General features: G+C 31.4%; 15 protein-coding genes and 1 pseudogene. 8 read left to right on the forward strand and 8 right to left on the reverse strand.

Annotated elements, in window-relative coordinates; all coding sequences use genetic code 11:
* The 3 genes and pseudogenes from ACKI5C_RS09755 to ACKI5C_RS09765 all read right to left on the reverse strand — a co-directional run.
* Positions 1–515 (reverse strand): annotated as a pseudogene (locus tag ACKI5C_RS09755) (hypothetical protein); the annotation flags it as partial.
* A gap of 17 nt (positions 516–532) precedes the next feature.
* The gene (locus ACKI5C_RS09760; RefSeq protein ID WP_407432932.1) at positions 533–910 is read right to left on the reverse strand and encodes an ArsR/SmtB family transcription factor; all 378 of its coding nucleotides are present in this window, start codon (positions 908–910) and stop codon (positions 533–535) included.
* Between the two features lie 102 nt (positions 911–1012).
* Entirely contained in the window at positions 1013–1360 is a 348-nt protein-coding gene (locus tag ACKI5C_RS09765; protein ID WP_407432933.1) for a hypothetical protein, read from the reverse strand.
* Positions 1361–1466: 106 nt separating this feature from the next.
* Between ACKI5C_RS09765 and ACKI5C_RS09770 the strand changes: the two genes are divergently transcribed.
* A complete protein-coding gene (locus tag ACKI5C_RS09770) occupies positions 1467–1748 on the forward strand; it encodes a hypothetical protein (protein WP_407432934.1) in 282 nt (93 codons plus the stop codon).
* A 25-nt stretch (positions 1749–1773) separates the two neighbouring features.
* On the opposite strand, the gene ACKI5C_RS09775 is transcribed toward ACKI5C_RS09770, so the two are convergent.
* From ACKI5C_RS09775 to ACKI5C_RS09785, 3 genes are all read right to left on the reverse strand, one after another.
* The gene (locus ACKI5C_RS09775; protein WP_407432935.1) at positions 1774–4032 is read right to left on the reverse strand and encodes an ABC transporter permease; all 2259 of its coding nucleotides are present in this window, start codon (positions 4030–4032) and stop codon (positions 1774–1776) included.
* Positions 4033–4200: 168 nt separating this feature from the next.
* Positions 4201–4905, reverse strand: a complete 705-nt coding sequence (locus tag ACKI5C_RS09780) for an ABC transporter ATP-binding protein (RefSeq protein WP_407432936.1) — start codon at positions 4903–4905, stop codon at positions 4201–4203.
* Positions 4906–5244: 339 nt separating this feature from the next.
* Positions 5245–6945 (reverse strand): ATP-grasp domain-containing protein, encoded by a 1701-nt coding sequence (locus ACKI5C_RS09785; protein ID WP_407432937.1) that lies wholly within the window; start codon positions 6943–6945, stop codon positions 5245–5247.
* A 174-nt stretch (positions 6946–7119) separates the two neighbouring features.
* On the opposite strand from ACKI5C_RS09785, the gene hisA reads away from it, so the two are divergent.
* From hisA to pyrI, 5 genes are read left to right on the forward strand one after another with little or no spacing between them, the layout of a single operon-like run.
* Positions 7120–7863 carry a 1-(5-phosphoribosyl)-5-[(5-phosphoribosylamino)methylideneamino]imidazole-4-carboxamide isomerase gene (gene hisA / locus ACKI5C_RS09790; protein WP_407432938.1) on the forward strand — a complete coding sequence of 248 codons (744 nt, stop codon included), beginning with the start codon at positions 7120–7122 and terminating at the stop codon, positions 7861–7863.
* Entirely contained in the window at positions 7863–8324 is a 462-nt protein-coding gene (locus tag ACKI5C_RS09795) for an adenylyltransferase/cytidyltransferase family protein (RefSeq protein ID WP_407432939.1), read from the forward strand. The genes hisA and ACKI5C_RS09795 overlap by 1 nt, the downstream gene beginning before the upstream one ends.
* A gap of 10 nt (positions 8325–8334) precedes the next feature.
* The gene (argC, locus tag ACKI5C_RS09800) at positions 8335–9348 is read left to right on the forward strand and encodes an N-acetyl-gamma-glutamyl-phosphate reductase (protein ID WP_407432940.1); all 1014 of its coding nucleotides are present in this window, start codon (positions 8335–8337) and stop codon (positions 9346–9348) included.
* An 11-nt stretch (positions 9349–9359) separates the two neighbouring features.
* Positions 9360–9860 (forward strand): flavodoxin family protein, encoded by a 501-nt coding sequence (locus ACKI5C_RS09805; protein ID WP_407432941.1) that lies wholly within the window; start codon positions 9360–9362, stop codon positions 9858–9860.
* Positions 9861–10328: an aspartate carbamoyltransferase regulatory subunit gene (gene pyrI, locus ACKI5C_RS09810; RefSeq protein WP_407432942.1), complete on the forward strand. Its 468-nt coding sequence runs from the start codon at positions 9861–9863 to the stop codon at positions 10326–10328.
* Between the two features lie 6 nt (positions 10329–10334).
* Here the strand turns inward: pyrI and ACKI5C_RS09815 are convergent, their stop codons facing one another.
* Positions 10335–11528 carry a GMC family oxidoreductase N-terminal domain-containing protein gene (locus tag ACKI5C_RS09815; protein WP_407432943.1) on the reverse strand — a complete coding sequence of 398 codons (1194 nt, stop codon included), beginning with the start codon at positions 11526–11528 and terminating at the stop codon, positions 10335–10337.
* Between the two features lie 113 nt (positions 11529–11641).
* Here ACKI5C_RS09815 and ACKI5C_RS09820 point away from each other — a divergent pair, with 113 nt between their 5' ends.
* Positions 11642–13012, forward strand: a complete 1371-nt coding sequence (locus ACKI5C_RS09820) for a TldD/PmbA family protein (protein WP_407432944.1) — start codon at positions 11642–11644, stop codon at positions 13010–13012.
* An 8-nt stretch (positions 13013–13020) separates the two neighbouring features.
* On the forward strand, positions 13021–13578 hold the full coding sequence (locus tag ACKI5C_RS09825) for a TIGR00296 family protein (RefSeq protein WP_407432945.1): 558 nt from the start codon (positions 13021–13023) through the stop codon (positions 13576–13578).
* A gap of 115 nt (positions 13579–13693) precedes the next feature.
* Here the strand turns inward: ACKI5C_RS09825 and ACKI5C_RS09830 are convergent.
* Positions 13694–18995: condensation domain-containing protein (locus tag ACKI5C_RS09830; RefSeq protein WP_407432946.1), on the reverse strand; the 5302-nt coding region annotated here is incomplete at its 5' end.

Here is an 18995-nt window from a genome sequence, read left to right on the forward strand (position 1 = left end):
ACATGACCCAATACAAATAATAATCCGCTTGCAAGGATGATTTGTATTGGTCTATTAGCAATTAAAGGTTTTCCTTCTGCAAATAATTCATCACCACCATCATCATCACCGTCGTCATCCTCATCACAATCCGGACAAGCACAAAGACTAATTTCACCATCATCCTGGTCGTGATGATGCTCATGCTCATGGTCATGCTCGTGATGATGCTCATGCTCATGGTCATGCTCGTGATGATGCTCATGCTCATGGTCATGGTCGTCATCGTCTGCGCAATCAGGACAGGCACAAAGGTTTATGTCCACATCTTCATCATAATCTATTTTTTCTCTGTGGTCATAAACACTTAAATCAGATTTTTCTTGAAAATCCCTTAATAATTGTGTATCGTAGTGTTGATGATTTTCACAGTGAACATCATTACAATCCGGATCAAAACAAATAAAATTATAATGTTCAGGATTGTTACAATCACATATATCACAATTAGGTTCATAACACTCATTTTTTTTCAATTTAAACACCAATGAATTTATTCTAATATATGTTCCAAACCAATTTTGTATATCATTTCAATGTGAAGGTCTGTAAGAGAATATCTTGCCATTTTACCTTCTTTCTGATATTTTACAATATTATTTGCTCTTAATATTCTTAATTGATTTGAAACCGTAGTTTGATTTAAATTTAATGCTTCACAAATGTCACAAACACATAAATCTTCAATAGATAGTAATGAAAGTATTTTTAATCTTGTAGGATTACCAAAAATTTTAAAAAATTCAGATAAATCAGAATACTGGTCTTCAGCAATCATACGTTTTTGTACACGCTCGATAACATCATCATGAGCGTCAAATACTTCGCATACACCACCTACATTATTTTCAAGATTATTTTTGTCTGTCATTTTTATTCACATTAAATTATATCTACTTAATATTTTATAATGTTTATATATATAAATATTGTCATATCACAATATTATGATATGTTATTTGAAAAAAATAAATTAATCAAAGAAATCCAAATCATTTTTATCCTGCTTAATGGCTTTAAAATATTGATGCTGAGAAATTTTAGTAACTTCCAGACTAATAATATCATCGGGATTAAGCATTTCTTTTGTAGAATCAACTAAATCAAAAGTAATACAATCATCACTTGTATCTAGCGTAACAGTATCTACATAGAATACATCCTTAACGGCATTACCGGGTTCCCAATAATATTCAATATTACACTTAACAGGGACTACACCGAATTCATTAAAGGTAAAATAATCCCCGTCTTCCTTTTCCAAAACATGGATTGTCGTAGATACAGCTTCAAATTTATCTAAAATAGTTTGTGTTTTCATGATAATACTCCAAAAAATCAGTATTAATATATTGTGTATAAATAGTATTTAAAGTTTTGCTCAGACAACAACAATATTAATAAATCCAAAAAACATAAGAAATAACATGAAAAAGATAGCAATTATACTAATAATAGGTTTGCTTGCAATATCTGCCGTATATGCTGAGCAAACTACCAAAACATATCATGTAACAGACAAAAAGATACTGTCTGGAGGATACGAACAAAATTATGGGTATGTTATAGAAACCCAAGAAGATGGAGATATAATCATTAATGCAAAAGATTATACCAAAATACACATCAATGATGTTATAACTGTTGAATTATCTGATATGAGCTTTGTAAGGAAATTAGTAAGCATAAATGGACAAAATGTACAATGAATTAACAGATATTTATCCAATAAAGTTAATCGACATCTTTTAGTGCTTCAACCATGTTTAAATTCCTTATTTTACTTGAAAATAACAGATTGACAACAATTGAAACAGCAAATGTTATTACTGCACTTAATGCAATATTTCCCAAAGTCAATGATGGAATGTAATATAAGGACTCACCTGCTGCATCCATCATTAATGTCATTAAGTAAAATCCTAGAGGAACGCCTAAAATAAAGCCTATTGCAGTAAATACCACATTTTGTGTTAAAAGCAATTTCCTCAAATCAGACGTTTTAAAGCCCAATACTTTTAACGTTGCTATTTCACGTTCAATTTCTGTAAATGACAATATTCCCAAGTTATATAAGACAACAATAGCAAGTAAAACTGCAAAAAATATTAAAATTGATACCATCATCATTACAGAACCAGTCATTTCATCCCAATTATTCTTCATTTCAGTTAATGTGGAAATACTTTTTATGGAATCATAATCATCAGTCACATTTTTCGAAGTTATTATGCTTGTTGGGCTAAAAGTTAAATTTGATTCCTCCAGCATATCTTTAGATAAAATTATTCCCTGAGACAATGGTTCACCATGAATATTAGTTATTTCACATTCAACCCACTCATCAGATCCGACAATATGCCATTCTATTGTATCACCCACACCAACATTTAGACTATCTGCTATTTTTGCTGAAAGTGATATGTCTTTATCAGATAAATTTATTGGATTTCCATTCTTATCCGTATGAGATATCAGATTCGTATCATTTAATACAAGAAGTGACCCTACCTTTTCATTTCCTTGAACCTTTATTTCAATAGCTTGCTCCATAATTGCACTGCCGTTTACATCTTCACGAATACTGTCAATATCGCTCAATGAAGCACCACTTTCAACAATTAATTTTGATTCAAAATGACTGATATCATCATATTCCCAAGTCTTTAAATGTTCCATTGAATCATTCATACCAAATGCAGAAACCAAAAGTGCAACACAACCCATTACACCAACAATAGCCATTAATGCCCTGAATTTATTTCTTTTGGCATCACGATAATTCCAACGAATATTAAAGTTTATTTTGTTCCACAATTTAGATCTTTCCAAAAATCCTGATGAAGATATATTTGGGGCTTTTGGCCTCATCGTATTTGCAGGATTTTCCTTTGAAATATTTCGAGCAGCCAAATAAGAAACCAAAAGTGAAGATAAAACCATCACGGCAGCAACAATGATAAAACTAATATCGAAACCAGGACGCCATGCAGGAAGAGAATATCTATAAGACATTGTTGGATAGAACAAATTTGGAATGATAGCAGGCCCTAAGATTAAACCCAAAATAGCTCCACCCAAAACCGGCCAGAATCCATAAGACATATAATGCATAATTATGCTTCTATTTGTATAACCAACAGCTTTTAAAACACCAATTTGTGTTCTTTGATGAGCAATTATCCTAGTCATTGTTGTTAAGAGTGTTAAAAAAGTAACTAAGATGAATACAATTGGAAAAACGTTTCCAATCATTTTATGCTGAGACATTTCCTCGTTAAATTGAGATACACTAACATGTTCAGACTGCCTTGTAAAAGATAAACAGTCAACAGATTTTTCAAGCGAATCTTCAAAATCACCAGCCGATTGATTGAACTTAACCAATAACACATTATATTGGATATTTGAAGGAAATGCCTCATAAGATAAATAAGCAAAACCCATATCTTTAAAATCGGGAAGTATTGATGTTGGAGAAGCCTCATAAACATATTCTGGCGAATAACCAATACCTTTTATTTCTTTTTCAATTGTAATACCATTGAAAGAAAAGGAAATATTATCTCCAACGGATAAATTTTGTGCATCGGCAAATCGTTTGTCAAGCCACACTCCAGAATCATCAGAGATATTAATGTCTTCCCCTTCAGTAACATTAAATTTAGATATCTTATTATCCTCAATAAAATGCAGCGTAATGTCCGGATCGTTAGAAAAATTCCCGACAGATTTGACAACCAACTGCTTTTCAGTATCTGTTGAGAAATTATTTATTTTATCTAAAGCATCATCAGTAATTGTAGTATTATAAATCCACCCATCAGCAAGATTATTATCTGCATAAAAATCATTACTGGTTTGTTCCAAACCATAATACTCACTACAAACACCACAAAATGCAAAAATACCTAGAAATGCCATTAAAAATATAGAAATAAATTGTGTTTTGTTAATTTTGATATCTCTAAGCATTTTTTTAGATAATGACATGATATAATATAAGAAAAAAATAAGATTTAAATTTTTAGAATTCAATTGTCAAATAATTTAAAAAAATATAGAATAAACTGAAACATTTAAGAAAATCATTAAAAAATATATAAAAATTGCATTATATGCTTTGAGATGTCTCCCAACATCTTATTAAAAAGCATACACTCACCAATCAAGGTCTTCTACTTGCTTAGGATATGAATTAATAGAGATGTCTTCAATTTGTCCATTTTTAATGCGAATAACCTTATCGGCAGCTTCTGCCAAGATAGCATTATGAGTAACTATAATAACAGTAGTATTTTTGTTATTACTCATATCCTGAAGTAAATTTAAAATAAGAACACCTGTTTTTGAATCTAAAGCACCTGTAGGTTCGTCACATAAAAGCATTGTAGGCTGTTTTGCAACAGCTCTTGCAATGGATACTCTTTGCTGTTCACCACCAGATAACTGTGCAGGGAATTGATCAGCATGATTTTCTAAGCCAACTGACTTTAGAACAGCACAACCATCAATATCTACATCAACAATGTCTTTCATTAATTCAACATTTTCAACAGCAGTCAAATTTGGAATTAAATTATAGAACTGAAAAATAAAACCCACATTGTTGGCACGATATTCAGTTAGTTCATTGTCATCGAAGTTTTCAACATGTTCTCCATTTACAATAATCTGACCAGTTGTTGCTGAATCAAGACCTCCTAAAAGGTTCAATAGAGTTGATTTACCTGCTCCAGATGGACCAAGAATTACAACAAACTCCCCTTCATCAATTGTAAAGTTTACATTATCCATAGCACGAAGAACATGGTCTCCAGATTTATATTCTTTCACTACGTCTTTAAATTCTATCAATGTACTCATTATTAATAGTCACCCATATTACTTTATACATAATCTTATTTATAAAACATACTATTAATATTTAGGCCTGCCTAAAATTTAAAACATCATCATTATATTCCTTTAATTCTGCAAAATGAAGGTCCGATTCATCATAGCTTCCGAATAACCATATATTACACCTTTGCCTTCAATTAGAATTTTATGATATTTAAATGACCTTTACAACATACAGAAACAATGATAAACTCGTCACCACCCATATATTCTTGAATAATCATGCCTACATCATCATTAGAATTTTTCCTAATCAAAAAGATAATTGGGTATCATTTTAAAAAAAATATAATTAGTTTTAAATTAACTAATTAAATCTTTTGAAGCAATAACTCCTGTCTCCACACCATATGGAGGAACTTCAATTCTTAAGTCCAAGTCAATCATCAGTGCTTCAATACCTTTTCTTTGACCAGGCACATATTTATATGTCGTTTCAGGAATGAAAACAATTCCCCCAACCTTAATACGTTTCAAAATACCCAATATTAATTCTACAGTAAGATAATCCTTTTTTTCAACCAGACTTTTATTTAAATTGACTATGACATAATCAAATTCCTCATTAATATTAGCAACATCTTCCACACCAACCTGTACGATATTATGAGTATCCAAAAATTGATCTGTTATTAAAAGTCCAGTTCCATATTCTGAAACTGCATCTACTACTTCTGTAAGGTGATTAATCAGTTTATCCTCATCCAATTTCTTAATTTTATCTGATTCAGGATTTAAAACCAATGCAAATGCATATTTCTCAAGACTTCTTAAAAAATTAATATCATCCTGCAATACATCATTATCTTTATGAACCAGATAGATAACACCACAAGTTGAATGTAAATCTTGTGTTTTGATATAAAATATCCCTTCTTCAGCCATTTCATCGAAATCGGCTTTAAAATAACTTTTCAAATTAGGACTTATATCAACCATTGGTGTAGATTTAGCAACAATATCTTCAGGAACAATAAACATTTTCAAAGCCCCATGTCCCTGCAGCCTATATCTTTGTAATGCTTTCTGATAAAAGCGAGCAGGTTTAAGATATGAATCAAGAATACTGTCTGTCTCATGCTGGCCTGAAATTTCATCCAGGAATTTTGCAGGCATGTTACCACCACACGGGCGACAATTAACCTCAATAAGAACAGGACCATCCTTATCGATCATGTATTCACCATGAACTGGTCCATATTTAATACCAATCGCATCAGCCACATTATAAGCATATTCAACCATTTCAGCTTCTGAAATACCTAAATGATTTACAGTTTCTACAGTATCATAAATCATTGCTCCTTCAGAGGTTTTTATTTTACTGTATTTCCAGATTAAAGTTACACGATGCCATCCATTACTAGAAACAGTATTAACAATATATTCATCCCCATCAATACGTTCCTGAATTAAAAGTTCCTGGACATTTCCACCATAATAACCCTTTCTGCCGGTCAATTCTTCAATTGCATCAATCATTTCCTGCTTGTTTAAACATATACGAACATTACAGGATCCTGCACTGCGTATCGGTTTAACAACAACCCCATTTAAAGATTCATCATCATAAAATTCAATAGCTTCATCAACAGATTTTATAACTTTTCCCCGAATATAACGAAGGCCTTTTTCAGCCAATCTTTTATGCATTTCATGTTTTAATGTCATCGCACCAATATTTTCCACAGAATTACCTAAAAGATTCAAATCATCAGATAATTTTGTAGCTAAAACAACACCTTCTTCACAACCCGGAACAATCAATATGGGATTTACTTTCCTAACCGCTTCAAGAGTTTCCTCGTAAGTATCTTTTTCATAAATCATATCAAATTTTTCATTAATCTGATTATAATTATGAATAATCTTTTGATTATATTCATCAACGATATCCTCAGAAGGTTTTAATTCCAAAACAATTGGATTATAACCCCTATTGATAATATCCGCTATAAAATTTATTCCTGTGGATATACAATCAACAACAATAATGTTTTCCATACTAACACCATTTAATATATTAATAATATATCTATTTTTTTAACTAAATAAATATAACAAACACAATTTAAAACATAACTTTTTAAGAAAAAATTAAACATCAAAATTATTAATCAATAAATATAAAAGATTTCAAAAAGATAATATTATTATAATAAAATATTAGGGGTATAAATGTCATTTAACAAAGATGAAATGTTAATAATGCCTGCAGTTGATATTAAAAATGGAAAGTGTGTACAGCTTGTTCAAGGTCAACCAGGTAGTGAAATGGTTGAAATTGAAAATCCAGAAAATGTTGCTCTTCATTGGGAAAATGAAGGTGCTAAAAATATCCATGTAATCGATCTTGACGGCACTATTGACGGGAAAACCAGCTTGCCAATAATTAAAAAAATTCTAAAAGAGGTTTCCGTTCCTATCCAGTTAGGCGGTGGAATTAGAAGCATTGAATATGCAAAAGAATTATTGGATTTGAATATTGAACGGTTGATTATTGGAACTATGGGAATTGAAAATCCAAAAAGCATTGAAGAATTATCTGAAGAATACGGTTCAGACAGAATAATGATTTCACTGGACAGTAAAGATAACAAGGTGGTCATTAAGGGATGGCAGGAAAAAATAGATAAAAGCCCCATAGAATTATCAAACGAATTTAAAGAGCATGGTGCAGGAAGCATATTATTTACCAATGTTGATGTTGAAGGCCTCTTAGGAGGATTTTACACAGACCCTGTAATTGAGCTTAAAAATTCTGTAGACTTGCCTATTGTTTATTCCGGAGGAATAACAACAATAGAAGATATTAAAAAGTTAAATAAAAGTGGTGTAGAAGGAGTTGTTATTGGTTCTGCACTTTATAAAGATAAAATTGATTTGAAAGAAGCTTTAAAATACCAGAAGAGGCAAATATAATGAAAAAAGTAATGGCTAGCGGAACATTTGATTTGTTGCATCCGGGACATGGCATTTATCTTCAAGAAGCAAAAAACCTTGGAGGATATAAATCAAAGCTTTATGTTGTAGTTGCAAGAGATTCTACAGTAGAAAAAAGAAAAAGAGTTCCGATTGTTGGTGAAAACCAACGTTTAGAATTAATCAAAATGTTAAAACCAGTTGATGAAGCTTATCTTGGTAATGAAGATGGAGATATTTTCAAAATTGTGGAGGAAATTGACCCTGACATAATAGCTATCGGGCCAGACCAGACCCACAATGTGGAAAAATTACAAAAAGAAATTGACAAAAGAGGTCTTGAAGCTCGTGTTCAACGAGTAAGTGTTTATCATAAAGATGAATTAGATAGTAGTTGTAAGATTATTAAAAAAATTAAAAATATTGACTTTGAAGGAAAAATATTAGATAACTGCGAATAGAGGGAAAAATATGTATAAAATAGCAATAATAGGAGCAAGTGGATATACAGGTGGAGAACTTTTAAGAATGTTATTAAACCATCCTGAGGTTGAAATAACAGATATTACTTCAAGACAGTATGAAGGTACTCCTGCCCATAAAATTCATCCACACATAAGGGATTCCGGACTTGAATTTGTAAACAAACAGCCAGACGAATTAGATGCAGATGTTGTTTTTACTGCAACACCCCATGGTGCATCAATGAAAATTGTCCCAGACATTTTGGAAACCGGAGCTAAAGTTGTTGATTTAAGCGGGGATTACAGATACCGCGATACTGAAGTTTATGAAAAATGGTACGGAATGGAACATATAGATAAAGAAACTAAAAGTGTTTTTGGGCTTCCCGAATTATATAGAGACGAAATTAAAAAAGCCGACTTAGTTGCCAATCCAGGCTGTTTCCCAACTGGTGCAATTTTATCTTCTTACCCACTAGTAAAAAATGATTTGGTTGACAGAATAATTATTGATTCAAAAACAGGAGTTAGTGGTGCTGGTGTTAATCCATCTGCAACTACACACCATCCAAATATTTCAGATAATGTTAATCCTTATAAAATTACATCACACAGACACATGTCCGAAATTCAGCAGGAATTACGTGGATTTGATGTTGTAAAAGTATCATTCACACCACATTTAGTTCCTGTTATCAGGGGAATTCAAACTACAAGCCACAGTTTCTTAATTAAAGACATCACGAGTGATGAATTAAGAGAAATATATGAAAAAGAATATGGGGACGAATATTTCATCAAATTAATGGATGAAGGAGAAATCCCACGTTTAAGTTCAGTTAGAGGATCCAACTTCGTACATATAGGAGGATTTGAAATAGATGAAAATGGAAGAGTTGTCATGTTATCAACACTTGATAATCTTGTAAAAGGTGCTTCCGGTCAGGCTATTCAAAATATGAACATTTTACTTGGACTTGACGAAAGTACAGGATTAAAACACTTCGGTCTTCATCCTTAAGGGGGAAAAATATGAAAACTTTAATAATATATTATTCTAGTGGAGGTAGCACAAAGATAATGGCCAGAACATTATCAATGAACTTAAAAGCAGACATAATTGAAATTAAAGATTTAAAAAAGAGAAAAGGTTTTGCAAATAAGTTTTTATCATCTGTTGATGCATTTAGAGAATCAAAAACAAAGATTTCTCCATCAAAATTGGATTTGACTGACTATAATTTAATATATATTGGAACTCCAACATGGGCAAATAAACCTGCTCCGGCAATCATTACATTAATCGATAATTGTAATTGGAAAGGAAAAGATGTAATACTATTTACAACTATGACCAAACCAGGATCAGGTGAAGAAACACTTGATAGACTTGAAGAAAAAGTTTATTTACGTGGAGGAAGAGTTGTTGAAAGCTTTTCACTAGTAACAAAAGATAAAAGCCCTGAAGACATAATTAATGATACTGAAGGATTAATTAATTCATTAGTTTTAAAAATGTATGGTGGAGCCTAAATGAAATCTGAATTAAAAATTAAAGCAATTGAAAGCGGTACTGTAATTGACCACATTACCGCAAATAAGTCATTGCATATTCTTAAAATTTTGGGCCTTCCAGATGATGAAGTAATAAACGTTACTGTTGCTATGAACGTATCATCTAGTCAAACTGGTAAAAAAGACATTGTTAAAATTGAAAACAGGGAAATTGATACTGAAGAATTAAATCAGATTGCATTAATAGCACCAAAAGCAACAATAAATATCATCAGAAATTATGAAGTTATTAAAAAAGAGAAAATAATTCTTCCCGAAGTAATTACATCCATCATAAAATGTACAAACGATAAATGTATCACTAATTATGAAAATGAACCAATAACATCAAAATTTAATGTGATTGAATCCCAACCGCCAGTTCTCAGATGTCATTACTGTGAAAAATTAATAAAAAATGAAGATATCGAAAAACAATTCGAATAATCTTCTTTAATTTTTTAAATAGTCAGAAAGTCTTTTAGATAATGCAAGTATTGTTAATATTGGAGGTTTTCCCGGAGAAACCGGCAATACACTTGCATCACTTACAAACAATCCTTTAATTTCTGTTTCTTGATTTGAATCAACTATTTTACCTATAGGTGCTGTTCCACCAGGATGTGCTCCCCTATAAACAGTAGAAGATATAGTTGACGGATCAACCCCTGCTTTTTCCAAAATAAAACCTGCAGTTGCAACACCCTCAGCAAGAAGTCTAATATCATTAATGGTGTTAATCTTTACCACATCACCATCATCGTCAACATAACCTTTTGCATCATCAGCCGTTTTAACCATTATACTTAAAATATCCTTACTTTCAATACTTTCATCCTCGAAAGTGAATGTTGAAAAATGAGGAGATAAAACGAAGTCTTTACCTATAACCAGTCCAGCCATTTGAACTTCAGTATTAAAATTAATATCTTTTAGATATCCTCCAACAGTGACAAACGGATCAAAGAATAATTCATGACCTGCATCAATTCCCGCACTTCTTAAAAGTAAGGCTGAACCTATTGCACCAGCAGATAATACTACAGTATCAGAATTGATGCTTTTTTCAACATTATCTTTTATATATTTTATTCCTTTAACTTCCGAATTTTCAACAATGATTTCAGTTACTTCGGCTTCGCTTATGAATGTTGCACCATATTCAACTGCTTCATCAACAAAATCTTTTCCAGACCATTTGGCATCTGCAGGACATCCAAATGCACATTTTCCACATTGAATACAATCCTCTTCCCGAATAGCTTTTGGCATTTTAAGTGTTTTTAATCCAAGTTCCTTTCCAGCATCAAGGAATAATTGAGTACCTCTGCCGATATGTGAATCGTCCAAATCATGTACTTTAATCAGATTTTCAACATATTCATATTCTTTAGAGATATCTATATCATATTCATGCAATTCCTCATCCAATGCCCTAACCATATTGGACATGGAAACAATTGTTGCACCGCCAATACACGTTGTTGTCAATAAATCCACATCATCATTATATACATCATAATAATTAAATGCATCTTTAGATTCTATATATGGGCCTTTTTCAATAATTGTTACTGGAATTTTATCTTTAGCCAATTCACGAGCAATAATAGCTCCTCCTGCTCCACTACCTACAATAATAACCATCAAAAATCACCAATTAATTAATATATCAATTGTTATATTTGTCTATCCTATTATAAATATTAAAGTATTATGAAGTCCAAAGTATTTAATGATTAAACTTTTGGAGTGATAGAATGGAAGAATACATTAACTTATTTGAAAAAGTTATGGAAAAAACAATTCCTAAAGTTGACTATATTGATATTAGAGCAGGAAAAAGCAACTCTACATCAATATTAATGAAAGATGGAAAAATTGATGAAATAAATACTGGTATGGGAATATCTGCAAGGATTAGAGTTTTAAATAATGGAGCTTGGGGATTTGCATACACAACAGACTTATCCAAATTTGATGAAATAACAGAAACTGCATTAAAACTTTCAAATTCACTGAAAGGAGATGTTGAATTATCTGAAAGTAAAATTATTAAAGACAAGATAGCAACCGATGTGAAAATACCATTTGAAGACATATCTATTGAAGAAAAACAAGAGATTATGAAAACAGCAGGAGATAGTGCAACACTTGAAAAAGTAAACAGTACAACGGTCGGCTATGCAGATTCCCAAACAAATGAATTATTCTTAAATAGTGAAGGAAGCCAAATTGAAGTAAAAACAAGCCGCATTAGAATGGTTCTTAATGCTACAGCAACAGACGGGCAAATAATACAAATCGGACATGGAAGTGTTGCTGGAGTAAAAGGATTTGAATTAATAGCTAATGAAGATATTGAAGAATTTGGAAGAAAAATAGGAGATAAAGCACAACGGTTATTAAAGGCCGAAAGTGCACCATCAGGCAAATTTAAAGTAATATCAGACCCTGAATTAACAGGAGTAATGATTCATGAAGCATTAGGGCATGCTACTGAAGCAGACATAATATTACAAAATGATTCCATTCTAAAAGATAAATTAAACACCAAAATCGCTTCAGACATTATTAACATTTACGATGATGCAACAATAAAAGACGGATACGGATACTATCCATATGATGTGGAAGGAACAAAAACCAAACCAAACCAATTGGTTAAAGATGGTGAACTAATTTCATTCTTGTCTTCAAGAGAAACTGCATCAAAATTAAATATGAAATCATCAGGAAATGCAAGATCAAGTATAAATGATGCTCCTATCGTGAGAATGAGTAATACATTCTTACAGCCAGGAGATATGACTTTTGAAGAACTGATAGAAGACATATCTGATGGAATTTATCTTAAAGGTTCAAGAGGCGGTCAGGTTGACACCGGAAAAGGAATATTCCAATTTAATGCTGCAGAAGGATTTAAAATAGAAAACGGAGAATTGTCAACTCCACTTCGTGATGTTTCATTATCAGGAAATATTCTTGAAACATTAAATAATGTAGATGCTCTTGGAAAAGACTTTAAATTAAATCCCGGTTTCTGTGGAAAAGACGGGCAAACTGTACCTGTTGGTGATGGTGGACCACACACAAGAATTAACGATGCAATGGTTGGAGGAAGTAATTAGGTGATAATATGATTAGTGAAGATAACGGACAATATTTAGTAGAAATAGCAAAAGAAGCAATATCAACATATCTAGAAACAAACATGAGAATACCAATCCCAGAGGATTGTCCTGATGAATTAAAAGAAGAATTGGGAGTATTTGTAACATTAAACAAAAAAAGAAGACTAAGAGGTTGCATTGGATATCCTGAACCTGTAAAAAGTTTAATTGAATCAACAATAGATGTAGCTATTTCAGCAGCATTCGAAGATCCAAGATTCCCTGCATTAAAAACAGAAGAATATGGGGATCTGGAATTTGAAGTAACTGTTTTAACTCAGCCAGAATTAATTGAAGTTGCACATCCAAAACAGTACTTTGATGAAATAGAAATTGGGCGTGATGGATTAATTATTCAAAAAGGATATGCAAGAGGACTGCTTCTTCCACAGGTAGCACCGGAAAACGGTTTTGATGTAGAAACGTTTTTAGAACATACCTGTATGAAAGCAGGAATTAGTGCAGACAGCTGGATGGATGAAAGCTGTGATGTATATAAATTCCAAGGACAAATCTTTAAATAATGATAACAATGATGATACCATCGGAAATATCAATTACTTATAATTTGCTCTTGCTTAACAGTTATTTGATCGTACATAACATCAAATCTCAAAAAAGCCTAAATTGTTGACAGACTCAAAAATACTTAAGAATTTTATTTAAATCTTTATCTATAATATCCAGATGATTTGTATCATCAATTATAATGAACTTATAATTTGATGAAATATCATCTAAATAATCTTTTTTATCATTATCTGTAGATAAATAAATAACCTGGGATTTTATATTAGGAGTATTGAAGCTCCATTTGCTATTAATTGAATCAATTAGAATGAATTTTTCTATTAGCTCTTTTGGATAATCAGTATTTGTTACATCGATGTGTTCATTTTTATCATCTGATTCGGATTCATCGTTATCAAATATTAAAACACCATCAATAAGAATACATTTACCTACTGTTTTACTTTTTTCTAATTTCTCCGTGATTAAAGATGCATAGATACATCCCAATGAATATCCAACAATAATATCTCCGTCTTTAAAAATATCATTAATAGCTTCATAATAATACTTCAATGTTAAATTACAATCAGAGTAGTTGCTGATTTCTTCTAATGGCAAATCATATCTAAAATCATCAAGAAGATAAATATTACCTTTGAAATTAATTTCATTAACAAATTTATTGAATATGAAAGATAATCCTCCTTTAGGTGGCAAAACAAACATATTTTGATCAACAGTACCTTTTTTAGCTAATGTGCAGGAATATTCAACATCATCCTTTTCAAGATATTTGGCAATATTATATGGAGTTCTGTTCTTAAATATATTCCTAGCATCAATATCTATTGATTTTTCAGATAAAAATGCCATAACTTTTATGGCTGAAATTGAATCCCCACCTAATCGGATAAAATCATCATATATGCTGATTTTTTCTTTGTTAAATACTTTTTCAAATGCTGTAACAATTATCTTTTCAAATTCACTTGTTGGTGCAGCATATTCTGATTTTAAATCAGATAACTCGATGTTAGGTAAGGCATTTATGTCTACTTTAGCATTTATATTAACAGGAATTTCATCCAAGCAAATAACAAATGATGGAATCATGTACTCAGGTTTGTGTATGGAAACATAATCCCGAATAGAATCGAAGAGTTTTTCATCATCCAAATCATTTGATATGACTACATAAGCTACCAATTCATTATTTTCATCGTTTTTAACTGTTTGAACTGTGACATCATCCACATAATCAATTTCACGAATTAATGATTCAACTTCTATGAGCTCTACACGGTTTCCTCGGATTTTAACCTGGCTGTCACGGCGGCCGACAATAGCTAAAGATCCGTCACTCAGTACTCTAACCATATCTCCCGTACGATATAAAACATTATAATCCTTAGAATTATCAAATGGATTATCCATAAATGCAGTTTTTGTTTCGTCTTCACGATTTAAATATCCGTCGGCAATTTGATATCCTGCCAAGTACAATTCACCAACTGCTCCAACAGGTGTTCTTCTAAATTCATCATCTAAAATATATGCTTTGGTGTTGTAGTTTAATACACCAATTGATGAATAATCGATTTTATCTAAATTGTTTATTGATGTGATAAATGCAAATGTTTCTGTAGGTCCAAAAGCATCAATTACTTGATATTTGTTGGAATTTTCAAATTCACCTAATTTTTCACCACCTACGGTTAAAACTTTTATTGAAGTATCAGCAATATTTTCTATAAATAGTTTTCCTACCTGTGTGGTAATCATGGTATGTGTAACTTCATGTTTGATGAAATAATTATTCATTTTATAAATGTCCAATTTAATTTCATCAGGAACTATTGATAAAGATGCTCCTGCATAGACTGTTTGACATATTGCCTGTGATGCTGCATCAAAGCTGATTGATGCGAATAAACCATAAACATCATCCTCATTAAAACCACAACTGTCCCTATAATATTCAGAGAGGTTAAGTATTGATTTTCTAGTGACTTTAACCCCTTTAGGAACACCAGTTGTACCGCTGGTATATAATATACATGCCAAATTACCATAATTAACTGGTAAAGAAGATAATTTGCCAATTTCTCCTTTAATAATGTCAGATATGTTTAAGAGAGCGACATCATTCGTTAATGCTTTCGCACGTTCGTAAGTTTTATCATTTACAATAACTAGTTTCGAATCAACATCATTCAGTATGAAACTCAAACGTTCATCAGGTAAATTGTCATCCAAAGGAACATAAACACCTCCCACAGATAAAATACCTAAAACTGAAAACATGTATAATTCGCTGCGAGGTACTAAAAATCCAACGCAATCCTGAGATTCAACACCCAAATCAATTAACTTTTGAGCAATTTCATAAGCAATAAATGCTCCTTCACAGTAAGTATAAGAGTTATCCTTATATGATATAAGCATATTATCAGGATTATTGGATAGATTATCATTAAATGCATCTAAAACATCAGCATAATCCAGAGGATTTTCAGTTTCATTAAAGCTATCTAAAAGCTCAACATCACTATCCAGGACATAATTAATATCAGATAAATTATCTTTATTCAATGCTTCGATTAAAATTTCTTTAAATGCATTTAAGAACCTAATAATCAAATTATCAGAATATTTAGAGCATGAATCTACATTAACCAGATAACCGTCTTCCAGATCATTGACAACACATAAGAAGTCAGAAATCAAACCTATGCTCTTATCTTCAATAATTAACTCATCACTGATGATATTGGAAACGTCATTTAAATCAAAATTATACTCAAATCCAATATTCTTATTCAAATTAAATTCATTGGCAAGCAAACGGAACGGATAAACACTATACCTTATAGAATCCAAAATCAGATTAGAAACATTGGACAAGAACTCTTTAACAGAAGTGTTTTTACAATCAACAATTAACGGAACTGTACGAACAAACATGCCCAATGCATCTTTAGCATAGTCTTCATGACGACCATGTTCAGTGAAATTATAATAAACCAAATCACTGCCTGTGAAACGAGAGAACGTATAAGCAAATATGGCATTCAAGAAATTACCAACAGTAATTCCATATTCACGGCAGAATGCTTCAACATCATCACGAACTCCACGAATAGGAAGTTTGATACAATTATTAACTCCGCCAACATCATCCAATAAAATACCTGCATCATCAATTACAGACAAATTATTTTTAAAGAACAAATGGGCCTCTTCATAACTGTTTTCAAATTTGGATTCAAAAGAGTCGCTGCTGGCATGAACAAAACCTAAATCCACATCGCCACCCAATTCACCGGATAGAGCTAAAGACAAATCTTTATTAATGATAGGATGACATGAAGCATCATTAATAATATGGTGCAAATCATAAAATATAAATTTGCCATTATCATTTTCGATAATATAGAAACGTGCCAAGGATTCATTTAAATCAAAAGGTCTGATTAAATCAGAATAATCCTCAGGCCCAATTACTTCAATTGATGGGCAGACATCACAAACTAACAAAGGAGTATCTCCATCAACAACACGTCCTTTTAAAATAGGATGCTTATCAATTAAAGAAAGAATAGCATTTTTGATTTCGGCAACTGATTTCTCTACACCACAGTCAAATGCTCCATAACCAGAATAGGCAGTACCCATATCATTAACCATTTCATCCAAATAAATACCTAACTGAGATTCAGACAAACAGCAAAGCAAAGATTCATTATTGCTTCCATAACTTCCGATAAATTCCAGTTCATATTTTATGTTTTCAACAAAATCAAGGAATTTATCACCCAGAGAAGTGTCATCCGCATAATCTCCGTTAACAAAATAATACTCTCCAACACGATAAACATTCAAACTAATGCCATATGAATCAGAGTCCAAATCAACAAATTTTAATTTATCCACTGAAGATTTTTGAATGTTAATTGATTCAAACATTTCATTTTCAAATGAAAATTCAGTACTTAAGAAATTAAAAGTGACAGGACAATATTTATACTCCAATTCATTGGTATAATAAATTAAAGATCCATAATTCAAACCTAAATGATTAACACCTTTAAATGCTTTTTTAATAGTATATACATCATTCATTATACCAATATCATCATGGCCATTATTAACATCAACAAGAACAGGGAACTGGCTGGTAAACCATCCTATTGTACGACTGACATCAGCCAAACTCTCATCACGACCATAAGATTCACGATTGAAAATAATATCTTCATTATAAGTCTTTTTATAAGCACGGCTAATTGCTAAAGCCCAATATTCTTCTTCAGACAACATCAAAGGATTATCTGCATTAAATTTCACACCCACATCAAAACTAAATCCTTTGGAATTACCTTTAATAGAAGAATCATCCAATAGTGCATTAATTCCAATCCAATGTTCTTTTTCCTCATCGGAAATATCTTTAACCAATGATTTAACATCATCCACCCAATATTTATAAGGATATGGTCTGGAAAGATTAATTTCATTATTTTCTTTAATTTGAGTTAAAATATAGGTCAAATCATCAATTAAAATACTCCAACTGACACCATCAATAATTAAATGATGAATTACAAAAACAACAAAAGACTCATCACAATAATGAACAAGACCCACATTAATTAAATTATCCTCTATATCAAGTGTCTCTCTAAATTCATTAACAACATTTAAAATAGTATTTTTCAAATCATCAGCAGTATATTCTTTGATTTTACAAATACGTGTATTTACTGGTAATATTTCTTGAACAATCCTATCGTCTTTGTATTTATAACTTGACCTTAACAAATCATGGATATTGAATAATTCATTAAATGCATATTGTAAAGTATCCAAATCCAAATCAATCTTGGATTTTAAGATGAAATTCTGTGAATACCCATCATTATTAATTTGATCAAAGAAATAACTTTGAATAGGGAGTAAACTTACTTCACCCTCAGTTGGATCATAAGACTTTCTAATAACTTTTTCCACATTTTGTGCTATTAGATATGGAGTTTTATAATTCAATATGTCTCTGGCGCTGCAGAATATATTATTTTTCTCCAAGAGAGAAATAACACGAATGGCATTGATAGAATCTCCACCTAAACGGACAAAGTCATCATATAAACCAAGGTCTTTTTGATTAAATACGACTTCAAATGATTCGATAATATGTTTTTCAGTTTCATTTGTCGGGGCAACGTAATCACTACGTAAGCTATTTAAATCAACATCAGGTAATGCTCCCACATCAACTTTACCATTCACAGTCAAAGGAATATTATCTAAACTTATAACAAATGATGGGAGCATATAATCAGGTTTATACTTGCCTACATAATTACAGATATCTTCTTTAAGATCATATCCGTCTATTTCACTAGATACAACAACATAGGCAACCAGT

It is taken from the genome of Methanobrevibacter sp., from assembly GCF_045646045.1.
GTDB lineage: Archaea > Methanobacteriota > Methanobacteria > Methanobacteriales > Methanobacteriaceae > Methanocatella.